The sequence below is a fragment of the Vibrio alfacsensis genome, from assembly GCF_019670485.1.
Lineage (GTDB): Bacteria > Pseudomonadota > Gammaproteobacteria > Enterobacterales > Vibrionaceae > Vibrio > Vibrio alfacsensis.
Map to the genome: position 1 here is coordinate 86780 of NZ_AP024168.1, position 16261 is coordinate 103040.

Below are 16261 nucleotides of genomic sequence, written 5' to 3' on the forward strand. Positions count from 1 at the left end.
CCTATTTTAAACACGATGATAGAGACAATTTTATCATTTCGTTTCTTACGTCCTGGTATTTTTGTAACAACCTGTCTCGTTCACCATGTGCCCAATTGAAATCTTGGTAGTTCGAGGGTGTTGTGCTGATGAATCCTTTTTTCAAGTTTTCTGAATGGTCACCAGAATCACCTTGTCCCGTTTTGACATTGGATCTATATGTTGGCTTCAATGGGTGTGAGAGTGTTAAAACCTGACTCAAATAGGTCAGAGTTTCATCGGTTTTGGTTTTGATTGCTTCTGCATCAATATAGTAAAAATCTTGCGCCAGCTTTCTTGCGAGGTTTAATAGGACATCTAAGCGTTGTTCATAATAATCAATGGCACCTGCTACAGTGAAAAACTCATGTTTTTGATTTACTTTACTATAAAGTTTAACAATGCTGGGAATGGTATCAACAGGGTTGCGTAAGGAAAATAGAGGAATAACGTTGTCTCGGTATAGCACCTCAGGAGCAACATAGTGTTCACTATGTAAAATCTTATCAAACAAATATAGGCTTGGAACATGTTTGGGGTGGGCATCAAAGAACTCTATTTTTTGCCGAATCAAACTTTTCCAGCTGTAGTAACCAATGTGCATTTCATAGTAACCGTTAATGTCATCATGGTTGCCTAACAAATGGCCTATTAAACTAGTGTTAGCTCTCATATGACTGAGTAGCAGGAGATGCTTTTGAGGTAATAGTATATTCGGATTTTTTAGCACCACCTCTAATGAAGTCTTTAATGTTGTCATCGTTTTTCCCTTATTAAACCCAAAAAAGAGATGTATATGAAAAATGCGAACCATTTAAACGTAGGCTTTATACAGTGAGCACTAAATGCATACATCTTTGCTGTCCGATAATCCTTTTCAGACAGGTTGTTCATTGTTAAATGCTTAAAAGTGTTACTTGCTAATGACTTAATGAAATCATTAGATTGCTTCACGCCATATTCGTTGATCAGTTTTTGTAAGTAGATACCTCTTAACCTGTGTTTTTTTATTGAGTCAACATCGCTGGTCACGTTCATCATTTTTTGCTTGTTTGGAATATAATGATTCGCAACGAAGTGAGAGTTAAAGGCAATAGAGGGTTTTTTTTGTAAAGCTCTTAAAAATAAATCTAAGTCCTCTTCGTACCATAAGTTTTTATCAAACCCACCTAGCTCTTTAAGAAATGATGCATCATAAATGGATGTATTTAAGTGTGGGAATGCGCCAATCTCAGAGAAATAAGAAAAATGTTTCAATCTTTTGATACCTTGAGTGGATTTCTCTAAGTAGTTGTCCACACCAGTAAACCAAATTTTCTTCTCTCGACCTTTGGTTGTTTCATCATGAATACCATACTGGTTTGAAATGACTAGCTGTGTTGGTGTAGATGCTAAATAGGATTCGCAATCACTTAAGTAATCTTGGTCTATCCACTCATCATCATCATCACAGAAAGCAATATAATCACCATCTGCTACATCAATACCTAAGTTTCTTGCGTATGCAGGTCCAAAGCCAGCGGACATTTTGTTGTTGAGATCGTAGAACGTAAATCGCTCATCAAACTCACATTCAAAAAGTTGATATTTTTCGTTGTTGGATGAAGTTGAACCGTTATTAATAATGATAACTTCATAGTTATCATAAGATTGCATGGTAATTTTCTTTAGGCAACGGTAAAGCAACTCCGGTCGATTACACGTTGAAATGACGATGGAGAAACGGGGTGATTGACTGTTAGCGATGCTTGAAAATTCCTTTTTCATAATCACCTATTCGCAATATTTATATCAATGGTATAGCGTTGTATTTCGCTTATGACAAGTTAGCTCTGGTTAACTGACATTACGTAGAGTGTTTTCGCTCTTATCATGCCAGGTTAGATTAGAGTAACCACGTAAGGAGTAATCATAGACGGCCTGACATTTAAAATAATTATTTGGGTAAAAGTTGACTTTTTTTCCCAATAGGGTTGCGGAAATGGCAACATGAAGGCGATTTGTGTTTATGATCTCAAATTGATTGATATATCGTAAGAACCTAGAACTGCTTTCTTTAATCATCACTTCTGTCTCTGTTCCCAAAGCAAAGACTTCAGAAATATCGATGTTATCTTTAGGTAAGGGGAAATCCGTTTTTTCTCCATCAGTGCGAAATGCATTTAGGGTAGGCGGATTATTTTTTTTATTTGAAGGTTGGTTGATCAAACCTCTTAGACCTGTTTTGGTTGGTGCTTGTAGGGTCGACAAGTGTAGTTTGCAAAAAATATAACGAATAGATTGAGATATTTTGTCGACCAAGCTGGCTTTATAACTTAATGCTTGATTTACGTTTAGATGAAAAGCCATATCTTTAGCGAGATATACATGGGCTTTAGTCTTACTTTGTTGGACATATTCATAGGAAACCTTTTCACGACAAATGATATCCACATTATCGCCAAAGTCTTTCAATAGGCTATCAATACTGTGTATGGTATGAGGCAAGATAACCAGCTTTTTTACGTTGCTATGCACTCGACGTATGAAGTTGACTGAAAAGTTGGCATAAGCAATGTTGCCACCGCCGCCATAAAATACAATGTGATCATCAAGTGATAATCTATGTCGATCGACCAGCTTGTATCGGATTCCTAATTGTGTCAATTTTTGGATGGTACCAAGTGCGATGATGCTATCACCCGCATTGCCGGGGTTTGGAACATACGAAATCTCGCTACTATGAAAAGGTGCAAGGTATTCCTCTATTGTGATTTCCATATCAAGTCCACTGTTGGTGCATCAAAGTTCCGCTGATGCTGATAGCGATTAATAATAGTTGTTTATGTTTTTCCTAACCATAAGCTGATAGTACCAACGCTTCAGCGTATATTTTAGACCGCGGTCGACGTGCCTTAAATCCGTACCAGCAAGCACCCTATCCAAGTCACGATTGAGAGTTTGCACCTTGTTTATCATCTCTTTCGTTTTATTTGCTCTGTTCAGTATATATTGCTGAGCCACCATGACTTGATTTTCAATTTCGCAATTGCTTAAAAATTGTTTGAAACCATCTGTATAGTTTTCCGGTTGGCTGTTTTGGTTTGTCGAGACGGTGTGTGTCCCAATGTTTGACCAACCGTGTCGATTGTTTTTTAAGCCGATGAGCGAGTTGTCCCATGTATCTCCACGGCTTAGTAGAGACAAATATTCTGCTTGTGAGCGCAAGTGCCTGTGAAGAATAAAAGCGTCCTCACACCAATCTAGATTGGTCAAATAGTTGCTATTTTCAGAAGTTTTCCCTCTCCCAAATAGGCATTTGGTCGATTGAGTTGTTCGAATGTTGTGTGTCGAAATGAATTGGATATCGGGTAATCCGGTCTTCATTATGTATTTGGTAAAAGGACTTCGCTCACCTTTCATCTCGGACGTTAGGCATGAAAAAGCTTCATTTTCACCACTGATGTTAAACCAGTTAAACAAGATAACATCGTGATCCAGTTCGTCTTGCATTAACTGATGAATACTTGCTTTTGGTGAGAACAAGAACTCATCGATATCGAGGAACATGACGTGAGTAAACCCTTCTGCATAAGATTGAGCGTATATGTCGGCATAGAGTTTGGATTGAAGGGGGTTCTTCTTTAGAAATTGTTCCTCGATGAGATCATCGTTAAAACCATATGGCGTATGGCTATCTATCGATTTGATAGTAACTGGATGTTGTCGTGCAATTGATTGAGTAATGTTTATTGAATTATCGCTACTGTTATTTATGCAGATATAGATATCATCGAAGCCTTTGAGGAGATGCCAATAGATCCACTCCGGCAGATAGGCCCCCTCATCTTTTGCAATGGCTGCGAGTCTTATTTTCATGTCCACCCGTGTGATATTTAAAGTTTAACTACCTATTAGTTTATAGTTTTCGAATGCTCAATTTACAAGCAACGTCTAGAAATCACTTTTAAATTTTATAATTCGGGCAAAAAGTACGATCTAGTCTAAGATAAAAAGAAGAAATATTAAGTTTTACAATGGATTGTATGACTAAGTGGATTCGTTGCGAGGGTCGTTCGAAAGTCACTTAGTACAAAGCTCAATGAATAAGGACTTTTCGTTTTGGAAAATTGGCTAGGGACAGTTGGCTACGTATTATCCGCCGCTGCATACCTTTTCGCATTTATTCTTTTAGTTTTTACGCAAACAAACTCTAAGACGCGTATTTTACTTGCCATAACATTTGCGCTTGGTGCTTTATGGTCTTCCAGTTTTGCGCTGCAAAGTTATTACGAGGTCTTTAGTCTTCACGTTTTTGGTATAGAAACACTTAAAAATGCGTTTTGGATGGCCATTCTGATTAATATTTTGGGCAATGATGAGCCATTAATCCGCGCTATTGTGGGCAGCAAGAATCGATTGTTAGTTTCTGCTTTATTGTTGTTATGTCTGACGATTGAAACAGTATTTGGCTCTATTACTAAGAATCACGAAATTCTTCTAACCTTGCACCTTGGCCAAGCCATTTTGATTCTTTGTTTGGTTGAACAGCTATATCGAAGGACTGAAAAAATCCACCGCTGGAAAGTGAAGCCTTTATGTCTGGGATTAGGCTTAATATACACTTACGACCTCGCTTTTTTTTCTGATGCTCTGCTTATTCAAAGAGTTAATGAAAATTTTTTATACGGTCGTGGATGGGTGTCATTGCTCTCTGTACCATTGATTCTACTTACCGTAAGGCGCATAAAACAATGGTCGATAAGGATCTACATCTCGAGAGATATACTATTTCACAGTACGCTATTGGTCGTGTCTGGTGGTTACTTGTTAGCAATGGCTTTTACTGGTTATCTAATCAAGTATTTGGGATACAGTTGGAGTAATGTCGCTCAGTACGTGTTTTTGGCTCTCAGTTGTACTGTTCTCGTTAGTTTATTTTTGTCTGAGTCTTTAAGAAGTCAACTTAGAGTTTTTCTAGTAAAGCACTTTTATGAGAATAAGTATGATTATCGGGATGAGTGGATGAATTTTTCCGCCACATTAGAGCATCAAGATCAATCTGCTTATCATGTTGCGCTCGTTTCTATGATGAAGCCATTTAGTTGCGAAAAAGGCATATTGTTTGAGTTGAAAAACAATCGCCTAATTGAGCGCGCAAAGATTAATATCGCAGAACATGACTATCACGAAAGGCTGGGGAACCTTTCAAAAAAAGCAATGGAGCAGCAGTGGATTATTGACCTCGATGATTTGAAGAGCGAGTCAAAGACATTGCCATTTGATTTTGATGCCGAGGAGATTAAAGGTGAAAACAAGATTAAGTATATTGTTCCAATGGCTGAGGCTGGAAACTTCAACTTTGTTTTCATGCTGTCAAAAATTAATAGTACAAATAAGTTAGATTTTGAAGATAGAGATCTGATGAGAGTTATAGGAAAACAGCTCTCTGTGTTCATTAATCTTCATATCACTAGTACTCAATTGGCAGAGAGTCAGCAGTTCAGTGCTTTCAATCAAATGTCGACATTCTTAGTGCATGACTTGAAAAATGTACTCGCGCAGCTAGAGTTGCTCTCGAAGAATGCTAAAAAGCACAGGAACAATCCTGAGTTTATAGACGATGCTTTTGTGACCATCGAATCAGCCTCTGCTCGACTCAACAAGGTGCTATCGCATCTTAGAAAACGCAGTCTTCAAGAACATGGTTTAGAAAAAACAAATTTAACCGAGGTCATTGTTGAGGCTTGTCACGATCGTATGCATAACTCCCCTCCTCCAACTTGCAACATAAAGATGGATGATGAAGTCTTCCTCGAAGTTGATAAAGAGCGAATTAAGAATGTGTTTTTGCACTTAATTCAAAACTCACAAGATGCGACAGAAGCAAATGGCAGCGTGACGGTTTCAAGAGTCGATAAGGAAGGTTTCTTTGTTGTCCGTATTGAAGATGATGGCATCGGGATGTCGGAATCGTTCATTTCAAATCGACTCTTTAAGCCGTTTGATACGACGAAAGGGAACGCCGGTATGGGCATTGGTGCTTACGACGCGAAAAAATTCATTGAGCAACTCAATGGTTATATCGAAGTCACTTCGTCTGAGGGCGTTGGTTCAAGATTTGAGGTATATATCCCTACCGAACAATAAAGGTCTACTATAATCATGGAAATCATAGCGAGTTAAGGGAACCACTGTAGCCAACAGAATTCCAGTTTGGAATCGTTGGGTTTCAAAGATTTAGATTCATGGATGGTCGCAATAAAGGTATGCCAGAGGAAGGTGTAATGGAGAAATTACTCGTCGTAGAAGATGACATCGGAATTCAAAAACAACTAAAGTGGACACTAGACGATTACGACGTGGTATTTGCTGGCGATAAGTCATCGGCAATTTCTTCGTTGAGGCGTTTTACACCCAAAGTTGTAACGTTGGATCTAGGTTTGCCACCTGACGCAGAAAATGCCAGTGAGGGATTAGCAACTTTACAGGAAATTCTTTCGTTAGATCCAAGCTGTAAAGTGATTGTGATTACGGGAAACGAAGATAATCTGAATGCGCTTGAAGCAATTAAACTAGGGGCGCATGACTTCTACCAAAAACCCATCAATGACGAAGAACTGACGGTCATTATTAACCGAGCGTTTTTCGTATCTTCGATAGAAACAGAAAATGCCAAGCGCGAAGCTCTAGAATGTGAAGATACTCCAATAATAGGGACGAGCCCTAAGATCATGAGAGTGAAATCGATGATCGATAAAGTTGCGCCAACAGAACTAACGACCTTGTTGCTCGGTGAGAGCGGTACCGGAAAAGATTTGATCGCACGTGAAATCCATCAGAAAAGTCGTAGAAATACCAAACCATTTGTGGCGATTAACTGTGCTTCTATACCCGAAAACTTGCTAGAGAGTGAACTTTTTGGTTATGAAAAAGGGGCATTTACCGGCGCACAGAAAACGACACCAGGAAAAATTGAGTGCGCCAATGGAGGAACATTATTTCTCGATGAAATCGGTGATATGCCTTATCCTCTACAGGCTAAGATACTTCGCTTTCTACAAGATAAAGTGGTCGAGCGTGTTGGAGGAAGAACGCAAATTCCTGTTGATATAAAGATCGTCTGCGCAACCAACCAGAACTTGAGAGAAATGGTCCTTGAAAAAACGTTCCGAGAAGACCTGTTTTATCGTATTAGTGAAATTGTCATCGATATTCCACCTCTGCGTGAACGAAATGAAGATGTACTTATCTTAAGTCGAATGCTGTTAAATCAATGTGCAGATATGTTATCAAAAAAATTCACAGGATTTAGCGACGAAGCAATGGCGGCTTTGATGGCTCATAGTTGGCCAGGCAATATTCGGGAGTTACAAAATAAAATTCGATCGGCTGCTGTAATGAGCGATACAAAGCTTATATCTGTCATGGATTTGGGCTTAGATGATACTCATGACGAGTTGGACTTTAGTCTGAAAGTAACCCGAGAAAAAGCTGAAAAAGAAGCGGTCTCTAAAGCTCTGGCATACTGTGATGGGAATGTGTCCAATACGGCGAAGTATTTAGGCATAACACGTCCTACACTCTATCACCTTCTTGATAAATATGCTTTGAAAAGTATGTAGTGTATTTGTCATTAATTATATTTATGGATTAGTCAGGTGCATGATGTGAATGGAATAACGTTATCAGTTAATATTTCTGAAAAAGCCAGAAAGAATGCGATACTTTTCTTCTTGATATTACCATTCTCAGGGTTAGTGTTTTTTATTATTAATTGGAACTTACTGCAATCTGGATTCTATCAAAACATTAATGTGGCATTTGATTTTGATCAGGCATGGTTTTTTGAGAGTGTTGCGTATCCACCACAAGAATGGACTATTAAATCCCCTCAAGAATATGTCCCACTGTTAATTAAGCACCCTTTCCTTTATCTATATCGAATTCCGAGCGAGTTCTTTCAGTTATTTGGTTTAAGTCCGGAATTAAGTGTTATTTTATTGTCGTTGATGTTTCATTTAGGCACATTGACGATTTCTTACTTCATTTTCTTGAATATCCTTAATAGTACGTCAAAGTCGATATTGATGACGCTATTGTTTGCCTGTAGCACGACATTTCTTGTTAATGGTATCGTACTCGATTCCTACGTCTTGGCGGGATTTTGGATTTCTTGTTGTTTTTACTTATATATCAATAATGTAAATGATGGGAAGTTAGCGGTGTCATGGCTTAAAATATTGGTATATTCGATGGCAATTGGTACAACTACCTACTTGCTGTTGTTGGTGTTATTGCTAGAGTTTTGTACCATTATTTACAAAAGAGGAACATGTTCACGCTCGGAAATTTGTCACTATTTGTTGGTCGGTTCAACGCGATTCTTGATGATTTTTCTGATGCTTTTTATCATCTGTTATTATCAAAGTATATTGTCGATTATTTCAGATCCAATTGGCGTTATAAAGCGTACGTTGTGGGCGGTCGTCAGACCCGGAGAAAAAGAAAATTTACTTTCTATTTCCATGACATTTATTGTTCATAGTTTTGTTGCTCCAATTCATAGTGTTATTGAAATAGAATCAAATAAATTTATGTCGGATTTTAGAGGGAATGAATTTAGTGTATTGGCTTATATTAATATTGCCTTATTATTCATTTTGTCGGTCCGTGCATGTATAAATGGTCAAAAAATGTTTTTTGTTGCATTTTCTTGGGTATTGATAACAATGATTTTCCACTTGGAGTATCAAGATCGTGGTAGTTTGTTTCTCTATACCGGCCACACGATATTAGCCACTTGCATTATGCTTAGCTATGGGATAAAAAATTTAGAATTGAACAGAAGATTCTTTCTTCTGATTTTGTTTGTCTTTAGCCTAGCATGCCACAACATCCTTGCCATCCTTTCGGCGATTCAGAGTGTTCAAACTATTTGAATGAGAGTGGTGATGTTCAAGATTATTTGGTGCTTACCATTGTGTGACAATGTCACATGTGTTCGTTCGTGATTTATATGATTCTATTGTCTTGTTCTTGTTCTTGTTCTTGTTCTAGGTCTTGCACTTAAGCGCCCTACTTTTCTCAAATTGCTCTCTACTTATGTAAATGTATATTTTCAAAAGTAGCTTACGTCGAGTTGAGTTTTTGGTAATATCTGACCTAAGATCAAAAAAGGTTAACGTTGATTTCTGTGATTTAGGGGCGAGTATGGCTAATGATGTGCGAGTGATAAACGATTCAGATACACGGTTTTCTGAGCTTGATGATTACAAACAACGTAGTCAGGTGTCACTGTCACAGAACTCTCGCTCTCAAAATCCAGCAATATCCTACTTACAAAGCTTGCCTAGTCGTAAAAGCCGCCGTACGGTCGCATCATGCTTGAATTCATCAGTTAAATATTTTGGGGGCACCGATCTCGAAATGTGGTCTTGGCATGAGCTAAGTAATGTGCACCTTAGATTCATTATTGATAAATTGTCTGAACTTGGTCGCGCGCCAAGAACGATCAATTTATATCTCGCTGCGTTAAAAGGCGTCGCCAATGAAGCTTTTGCTCTAAAGCAAATTTCCTCTGATACGTTGGCACTTATAAAGATGGTTAGATCCGTTAAAGGGCATAGGATCCCCAAAGGACGTTCTTTAGAGGATTATGAAATTCAGTTTCTTTTTAAACATTTAGACTCAGAAAGGGATGTGACTGCTCTTCGAGATTCTGCCATTATTGCGTTGATGCTCGGAGCTGGATTACGGCGAAGTGAAGTTGTTGCTCTTGATTTGGCGAATTTAATCTTTCGAGATATGTCTTTAGTCGTGCATGGTAAAGGGAATAAGCAACGTCAAGTGTATTTACCGGAACAAAGCTGGAATCGATTAGTTGCTTGGATTGACAATGTGAGAGGTGACTATCCCGGCCCGCTGTTTACTCGTATTCGAAGACACAGCGATGTGACAGATAATCGCCTTACTGATCAAGCTATTTACTATATTTTGCAGCGTCGAAGAGAGTTAGCGCTGGTTCAAGACACTTTTGCCCCTCACGATCTCAGACGCACATTTGCTTCGGGTATGCTTGATTGTGGGGAAGACCTTGGTACGCTGAAAGATGCGTTGGGGCATGCAAGTATCACCACCACGCAACAATACGATCATCGTCATCTGGATCGTCTAAAAGATGCACGTCATCGCTTAAATACTCGCTTTAAGATGTGATTCACTTTGACCACATGGCTTCGTCCGGTTTTGTGCGTTCTGTTTTTGTCTGAGATTCCGACGCAGTTTTAAGAGCTGATAAACAACCTATCATAGCGATAAGAACATAGAACAATTCAAAATATGCCATGGATACAGCAGCGCCGGAAACGCAGTAGGCCATCAATGATACTTTTATCATCCTTGCTAATTTCGATTGCCACTCGTTTTTGAAGTACTTTTCTATTGATGAGAGTTTTAAAAATGCTAAAACAATGATGGATAGATATAGAGATAGACCAACAAAGCCATGGTCGCCAAGAACTTGAAAGTATATGCTATGTGCAGCCCAGCCTTTATCACTGGGTTGTGAACTTGGAATAAAGCTCAATTTATCAAAATCATACGACAAACTTCGCCAAATGTGTCCGTATTGGGGAGCTCTAAACCCACCACCTAAGATTGGTCGTTCAAGTGCCATTAAGGTATGTATCTTCCAAGAAACGAGTCGATTTGAAAATGAACCATCACTTTCAGCCGTTTTAATCGTTTCCATACGTGAAAACCATTTGTCAGGAAGAAGGTCCGACGCCACAAAAAGAACGATAAGGAAGCCGATAGTCGCAAGTAGTTTGCGGTTTGTTTTCAGCCAAAAGTACCCTCCGACGAGTACTAATCCGATAAATCCACCACGAGATTTTGTTCCTAACACAGCCAAAACACAAACGAAAACCAATCCAATTAATCCAATTTTTAACCATTTTTCGGGAGTAATTGAGATAAGGAATATCAGTAAAGGTATGGTCATTAGTAATGCTAATGCCATATGGTTATTGTCGGCTAAAATATGACCACTTGGCCCGTGAATTTGATGAAAGCCACCCGACTTAATGAATTTAAGTCCTTCCACTAAACCAAAAAAGCCAATGGATAAACCAATGGACCATATCATCAGTGAAAAGTGATTTTGTTTTCTGACGATTAGGTAAATGAACAAAAAGAGCAAAATTACCTTGAAAAAATTCTCCCATATAATCCATGAAACAGCAGGGAAAATTAACGTATTATTTGTGGTGATAGTCGTGTGTATAAAAAACAATAAGACGAGGTAGAAAAGTGCATCCAATTTTAAGGGAGGCTTATTTTTGAAAAAAGCGTATGCAATCATCGCGCTAGCGGCAAAAACAACATTATATCTAATCGCTTCTGCAAAACCGTATAACCAGTAAACAGGAACAAAAAGACCGGACCACAACCAAATAGACACAGCAATAAATGGCTTTCTAAATGAGATAAATAATATAATGACAAAGAAAATGATAAATACGATATCTCTCATTCATCATCCTCATTTTCTATTTTTGTTGCTCGAATGCAAATAAAAATTAACATTGCTAAGCATCCTGCATATAAAAAGCTTTCCATTTAATTTATCGCTGTTTGATAAAGCTGGTGATAAGATTCAACCATCGCGTCTTGGCTGTAGTATTTGACGATACGTTTTCGTGAATTGTCTGAAAATGATTCTAAATCTTGCTTGTTTTCAAATAGTTCCACCATCTTTGAAGAGTACGTATCCAACTCGTCGTTTGGAATACTTACGCCAGTAACCTGTGAAACAGTGACCTCTTTAATGCCTCCTACGGCGGTCACTAAATGAGGTACAGACATAGACATTGATTCGAGGAGTGTCATCGGAATCCCTTCTGCTAGGGAAGCCATTACAAAAACATCGAACGCGTCATAATAATCACGCACATTTGTTTTCGCACCGGTAAATATGATCTTGTCGGCTATCTCAGGACAACCGGCGACTCGCTGCTCGAGTTTTTCTTTATCTGGGCCATCACCAACAATGACTAAGATACAATTTTGATCAAAATGGGGAGATTGTCTACATGCCTCTATAAAGCTATCGATAATAAAAGCTTGGTTCTTGATTGGATGTAGTCGCGATACATGCCCAAACACAAACTTTTCTGCAAACGAGTGTTTCAAAGGCAAGTCACTCGGGTTTGGTCGATAGTATTCAGTATCGATGCCGTTATTAATCAGAACAACTTTTTTATTGTAGATATGCACTTCATACTTTAACCAGTCACTTAAATCTTCAGACACAGCGATAAATCGGTTGATAAAGGGACTCATCACTCGACGTAGTATTTTGTACTTTGTAACACTGCCATTAATGTCGTAAGAATCTCTTCCGTGCTCTGCATGAACCCTTAGTTTTACGCCAACTAACGGTGCTAGCCAATGATATTCAATGGTCGATAGATTATAGCTGTGTAGTACATCGGGTTTGATTTTTTTCAGTAAGTCATACAGCTTTAAATGTGACTTAAAATCATGGCCACTTATTTTATTTAGAGAATAGCTGTCGATATCAACATCAATCTCAGATATGAAACTTCCGATTTCTGTCAGTGCAATAATACTATGATGGTAATGGTCTTTGTCCAAGGTGGTTATACAGTTTGCGATAACCCGCTCTAAACCGCCGATATCAAAGCTATAAACCAAGTGGCATACGTGTATTTTATCGTTCTTATTCATAAATGTTTGCTGTAATCAAAAACAATCCATTGCTTATGCTAACTCTAGGAGCAGACTCAAAAATTTGCAAAATTAATAGTTATGGTCTTTAACTTATAGGTAGGAAATAAAGACCAAAAAGTTGACGCTACTTGTTCGGGACTGAACAAGATGATTTTTTGGGTTTTAGGACACAAGACGCTAAAAAGGATTTTGGATATGTTTGTAAGAGCTCGTTCGCCTCTAAGGTTAGGGATTGCGGGAGGCGGTACGGATATCTCCCCATATTGCGATACTTATGGTGGTTGCGTGTTAAACGCGACAATTGACATGTACGCTAACTGTACAATTGAACTGCTAAAGCCCGAAGATGGCATCACGTTTGAAGCTCAAGATATTGAACAGACTTTCCATTGTCCGTTACAGACAGAACTCCCTCTAACCGGTGAATTGCAGCTACATAAAGCGATCTATAACCGCATTGTGCGTGACTTTAATCACAACGAACCTCTCCCAGTAAAAGTCTATACACATTCTGATGCGCCTCCAGGAAGTGGTTTAGGGTCTTCTTCTACCATGGTAGTCACTATCCTCAGTGCTTATCAGCAGTTGCTAAATTTGCCGCTTGGAGAGTATGACGTTGCTAAGTTAGCTTATGAAATTGAGCGAAAAGATTGTTGCTTGTCTGGTGGTAAGCAGGATCAATACGCAACGACATTTGGTGGCTTTAACTTCATGGAGTTTTATGAAAATGAACGCGTTATTGTTAATCCATTACGCATCCGACAAAGCATTTTGAATGAACTTGAGAGTCAAATTATTCTGTTTTTTACCGGAGTATCACGTTCATCCGCACAAATTATTGATGATCAGGTAAAAACAACGACTTCGGAGGATAAGAAGCCTTTAGAAGCCATGCATGAAGTCAAAAATCTCGCTTATTCCATGAAAGAGTGCCTCTTAAAGTCAAATATTGATGGGATGGCTGACCTGTTAAGAGACGCTTGGAATGCAAAGAAATCTACCTCAAATGCGATATCTACTCGGGAGATCGAGCTAATAGAAGACCGAGTGTTAAGTGCTGGTGCGAAGTCGATAAAAATTTCTGGAGCCGGCGGCGGCGGTTTTATGATGTTATTCGTTGACCCGATTAGACGATTGGATGTTGAAAAAGCACTCAAAGATCTCGATGGACATATACAACCATTCCGGTTTACTCAACAGGGGACACAATCATGGACAGTATAACGTTTATACAACAGCATATATCTGCGTCTATTGAGACAAAACAAGCTCTGTTGTCTTCTCCTGGGGTTAATGAAAGTATTGCTAATGCAGCGAAAACTACATTGGATGCGTATAGACATGGCCACAAAATAATTATTGCTGGTAATGGTGGCAGTGCAGCAGATGCGCAACATATAGCAGCAGAATTTGTAAGTCGTTTTGAATTTGACCGTCCCGGGTTACCCGCAATGGCTCTCACTACAGATACATCAATTTTAACCGCCATTGGAAATGACTATGGTTTTGAAAGACTCTTCTCTCGACAAGTTGAAGCGAATGGCCAACCTGGGGATGTGTTTGTTGGAATTAGTACATCGGGTAATTCACCAAACATTCTATCTGCGTTTAAAACAGCAAAGGAGTTTGGGTTAACGACGATAGGGCTTGCTGGAGTCGGAGGTAAGATACAAGAAGCCTGTGACATTTGTATAAGCGTTCCATCTTCTCATACGCCAAGAATTCAGGAAAGTCATATACTTATAGGTCATATTATTTGTGCTTATGTAGAAGAGGGAATGTTTGGTGAGCAGTACAAATAGTATAACAGCCATCGTCTTATGTGGCGGCTTAGGTACTCGCTTAAGGTCCGTAAGTCGCTCTTTACCCAAGCCTATGGTGCCTGTCGCAAACAGACCTTTTTTAGAATATATCTTGGACTACCTGATTGTTCAGGGGTGGTACAGGTTGTTTTAGCTGTGTCTTACAAAAAGGAAGTAATCATTGACCACTTTGGCTCAAAGTACCGAAATTTAGCCATTAGCTATTCAATTGAGTCTAACCCTTTAGGGACTGGGGGAGCCGTAAAAAAAGCGATAGAGCAGATTCTTCCTTGTCCTGAACAATTGATTCTGATTATTAATGGCGACACTTTCGTTGAATATTCCTTGTCAGATATGGTTTCAAAATGCAAGGAAAAGCACGCAGACTTTGTTATGGCATTAAAAGACATGGATGATACAAGCCGCTATGGGCGAGTAAAAGTAGAGCATCACAACATAACTGAATTTGAAGAGAAAAAAAGTGGTTATAAAGGGTTGATTAACGCCGGTATTTATCTATTTCACCCGAGCCTTTATAAGGCCTTTCCCAAATCGGACACCTTTTCTTTTGAAAACGATTTTTTAGAGTCATTTATTCGTAACCACGATGTTCAACCATCGATATCTGATGGCTACTTTATCGATATAGGAGTGCCTGAGGATTATCAAAAAGCTCAAGAAGACTTTGAATATACTAACTTAGCATGGAAAGCACCGTGAAAGAATTTCTTAGCCGCTTAGTAAAAAAACGTAACCTTATTAAGTTTAATAAAGCGTTAGCTAATGTCATTGATACGCCTCCTATAAGTAGCGTGGATCACTCCGATGTTCTGTTGGTTTCTCAGGTACATCATGCTGCGGTAAAAATGTCACTAGTCGCAATTAAGTCTTTCATACAGAAATTCGGGGACTGCAAAATCGAACTGATTAATGATGGAAGCTTAACTGATAGTGACCTTAGCTTACTTACGTCTCACATAAAAAATGTCATCATTGTCAATATCGAAGATATCGACAGACTCAGTTGCCCAAAAGGGGGGTGCTGGGAAAGACTCTGTTATTTACTTAAGCGAACAGAAGACTACTATGTAATACAGTTAGATAGTGACACTGTCACCATTGGTGCGGTGCCTGAAATTCGTCAACAAGTGGATAACAACCGCGGTTTTACTATTGGAGGGCCGATGTTTCCTGATCCTGTCCCTATTGACTATATGTCAAAGTTGGCAGAAAGCTGGAAAAACAGCCATGTACAAGCAAAGGCAGAAAGTAATCTCTCTGCACTTAAAGTTCTTAATATTACGCATTATCTGCGTGGCTGTGCGGCATTTACCGGATTTCCTAAAGGATCGCATTTACAGACTTTGCTGCCCGAAGTTTCCGAAATTATGGAGAAACAATTAGGGAAAGCGACTTGGTCAGAATGGGGAACTGAGCAATTCTCTAGTAATGTAATGCAGTCTCTATGTGAACACAGCCAGATACTAAAGTGGCCAAAATACCATAATCATGGCTTTCCAAGTTACGAAACTAAGAAACCGGGTTTGAACGGCTATTTAGGGAAAGTATCACTGATTCATTTTATTGGCCCGACGCGTTTTTCCAACGACCTCTATACCCAAGCCATTCAACACACGATTCAGAGTTTGAGATAACTTTGGATTAAAAGAATTTGATCACATGGACGTAATAAAATTAGTGACCAC

Annotated in this window: 13 protein-coding genes and 1 pseudogene; 8 read left to right on the forward strand and 6 right to left on the reverse strand. The window is 38.9% G+C overall.

Annotated elements, in window-relative coordinates:
* Position 1: 1 nt before the first annotated feature.
* The 4 genes from VA249_RS23410 to VA249_RS23425 all read right to left on the reverse strand — a co-directional run bounded on the left by VA249_RS23410 (position 2) and on the right by VA249_RS23425 (position 3876).
* Positions 2 to 778, reverse strand: a complete 777-nt coding sequence (locus VA249_RS23410) for a hypothetical protein (protein ID WP_221072618.1) — start codon at positions 776 to 778, stop codon at positions 2 to 4.
* A complete protein-coding gene (locus tag VA249_RS23415) occupies positions 775 to 1785 on the reverse strand; it encodes a glycosyltransferase family 2 protein (RefSeq protein WP_221072619.1) in 1011 nt (336 codons plus the stop codon). Before VA249_RS23415 ends, VA249_RS23410 begins: the two co-directional genes overlap by 4 nt.
* A gap of 69 nt (positions 1786 to 1854) precedes the next feature.
* A complete protein-coding gene (locus VA249_RS23420; protein ID WP_221072621.1) occupies positions 1855 to 2778 on the reverse strand; it encodes a polysaccharide pyruvyl transferase family protein in 924 nt (307 codons plus the stop codon).
* Positions 2779 to 2826: 48 nt separating this feature from the next.
* Positions 2827 to 3876, reverse strand: a complete 1050-nt coding sequence (locus VA249_RS23425) for a glycosyltransferase family 2 protein (RefSeq protein ID WP_221072624.1) — start codon at positions 3874 to 3876, stop codon at positions 2827 to 2829.
* Between the two features lie 243 nt (positions 3877 to 4119).
* Here VA249_RS23425 and prsK point away from each other — a divergent pair, with 243 nt between their 5' ends.
* The 4 genes from prsK to VA249_RS23445 all read left to right on the forward strand — a co-directional run bounded on the left by prsK (position 4120) and on the right by VA249_RS23445 (position 10215).
* The gene (gene prsK, locus VA249_RS23430; RefSeq protein WP_221072627.1) at positions 4120 to 6147 is read left to right on the forward strand and encodes an XrtA/PEP-CTERM system histidine kinase PrsK; all 2028 of its coding nucleotides are present in this window, start codon (positions 4120 to 4122) and stop codon (positions 6145 to 6147) included.
* 137 nt (positions 6148 to 6284) lie between these two features.
* Positions 6285 to 7622 (forward strand): PEP-CTERM-box response regulator transcription factor, encoded by a 1338-nt coding sequence (gene prsR / locus VA249_RS23435; RefSeq protein WP_221072678.1) that lies wholly within the window; start codon positions 6285 to 6287, stop codon positions 7620 to 7622.
* Positions 7623 to 7667: 45 nt separating this feature from the next.
* Positions 7668 to 8939: a hypothetical protein gene (locus tag VA249_RS23440; protein WP_221072629.1), complete on the forward strand. Its 1272-nt coding sequence runs from the start codon at positions 7668 to 7670 to the stop codon at positions 8937 to 8939.
* 271 nt (positions 8940 to 9210) lie between these two features.
* Positions 9211 to 10215, forward strand: a complete 1005-nt coding sequence (locus tag VA249_RS23445; RefSeq protein ID WP_221072631.1) for a tyrosine-type recombinase/integrase — start codon at positions 9211 to 9213, stop codon at positions 10213 to 10215.
* A gap of 1 nt (position 10216) precedes the next feature.
* Here VA249_RS23445 and VA249_RS23450 read toward each other — a convergent pair whose 3' ends face one another.
* Together VA249_RS23450 and VA249_RS23455 are read right to left on the reverse strand one after the other, a co-directional pair.
* Positions 10217 to 11533 (reverse strand): putative O-glycosylation ligase, exosortase A system-associated, encoded by a 1317-nt coding sequence (locus VA249_RS23450; RefSeq protein WP_221072633.1) that lies wholly within the window; start codon positions 11531 to 11533, stop codon positions 10217 to 10219.
* 86 nt (positions 11534 to 11619) lie between these two features.
* Positions 11620 to 12750 (reverse strand): glycosyltransferase, encoded by a 1131-nt coding sequence (locus tag VA249_RS23455; RefSeq protein WP_221072635.1) that lies wholly within the window; start codon positions 12748 to 12750, stop codon positions 11620 to 11622.
* Between the two features lie 198 nt (positions 12751 to 12948).
* Here VA249_RS23455 and VA249_RS23460 point away from each other — a divergent pair, with 198 nt between their 5' ends.
* The 4 genes and pseudogenes from VA249_RS23460 (at position 12949) to VA249_RS23480 (ending at position 16210) form a co-directional block, all read left to right on the forward strand.
* Positions 12949 to 13977, forward strand: coding sequence for a GHMP family kinase ATP-binding protein (locus tag VA249_RS23460; protein WP_221072636.1), 1029 nt, complete (start codon positions 12949 to 12951; stop codon positions 13975 to 13977).
* A complete protein-coding gene (locus tag VA249_RS23465) occupies positions 13965 to 14555 on the forward strand; it encodes a D-sedoheptulose-7-phosphate isomerase (RefSeq protein ID WP_128813629.1) in 591 nt (196 codons plus the stop codon). Before VA249_RS23460 ends, VA249_RS23465 begins: the two co-directional genes overlap by 13 nt.
* A pseudogene (locus VA249_RS23475) lies at positions 14539 to 15275 on the forward strand (nucleotidyltransferase family protein). Before VA249_RS23465 ends, VA249_RS23475 begins: the two are co-directional and overlap by 17 nt.
* The gene (locus VA249_RS23480) at positions 15272 to 16210 is read left to right on the forward strand and encodes a hypothetical protein (RefSeq protein ID WP_221072651.1); all 939 of its coding nucleotides are present in this window, start codon (positions 15272 to 15274) and stop codon (positions 16208 to 16210) included. The pseudogene VA249_RS23475 and the gene VA249_RS23480 overlap by 4 nt, the downstream one beginning before the upstream one ends.
* Positions 16211 to 16261: the final 51 nt, after the last annotated feature.

Excerpts from the sequence above, each read along its gene's own strand:
- VA249_RS23410 (WP_221072618.1), bottom strand. The coding sequence starts at position 778 with ATGACAACATTAAAGACTTCATTAGAGGTGGTGCTAAAAAATCCGAAT.
- VA249_RS23415 (WP_221072619.1), bottom strand. The coding sequence starts at position 1,785 with ATGAAAAAGGAATTTTCAAGCATCGCTAACAGTCAATCACCCCGTTTC.
- VA249_RS23420 (WP_221072621.1), bottom strand. The coding sequence starts at position 2,778 with ATGGAAATCACAATAGAGGAATACCTTGCACCTTTTCATAGTAGCGAG.
- VA249_RS23425 (WP_221072624.1), bottom strand. The coding sequence starts at position 3,876 with ATGAAAATAAGACTCGCAGCCATTGCAAAAGATGAGGGGGCCTATCTG.
- prsR (WP_221072678.1), top strand. The coding sequence starts at position 6,285 with ATGGAGAAATTACTCGTCGTAGAAGATGACATCGGAATTCAAAAACAA.
- VA249_RS23445 (WP_221072631.1), top strand. The coding sequence starts at position 9,211 with ATGGCTAATGATGTGCGAGTGATAAACGATTCAGATACACGGTTTTCT.
- VA249_RS23450 (WP_221072633.1), bottom strand. The coding sequence starts at position 11,533 with ATGAGAGATATCGTATTTATCATTTTCTTTGTCATTATATTATTTATC.
- VA249_RS23455 (WP_221072635.1), bottom strand. The coding sequence starts at position 12,750 with ATGAATAAGAACGATAAAATACACGTATGCCACTTGGTTTATAGCTTT.
- VA249_RS23460 (WP_221072636.1), top strand. The coding sequence starts at position 12,949 with ATGTTTGTAAGAGCTCGTTCGCCTCTAAGGTTAGGGATTGCGGGAGGC.
- VA249_RS23465 (WP_128813629.1), top strand. The coding sequence starts at position 13,965 with ATGGACAGTATAACGTTTATACAACAGCATATATCTGCGTCTATTGAG.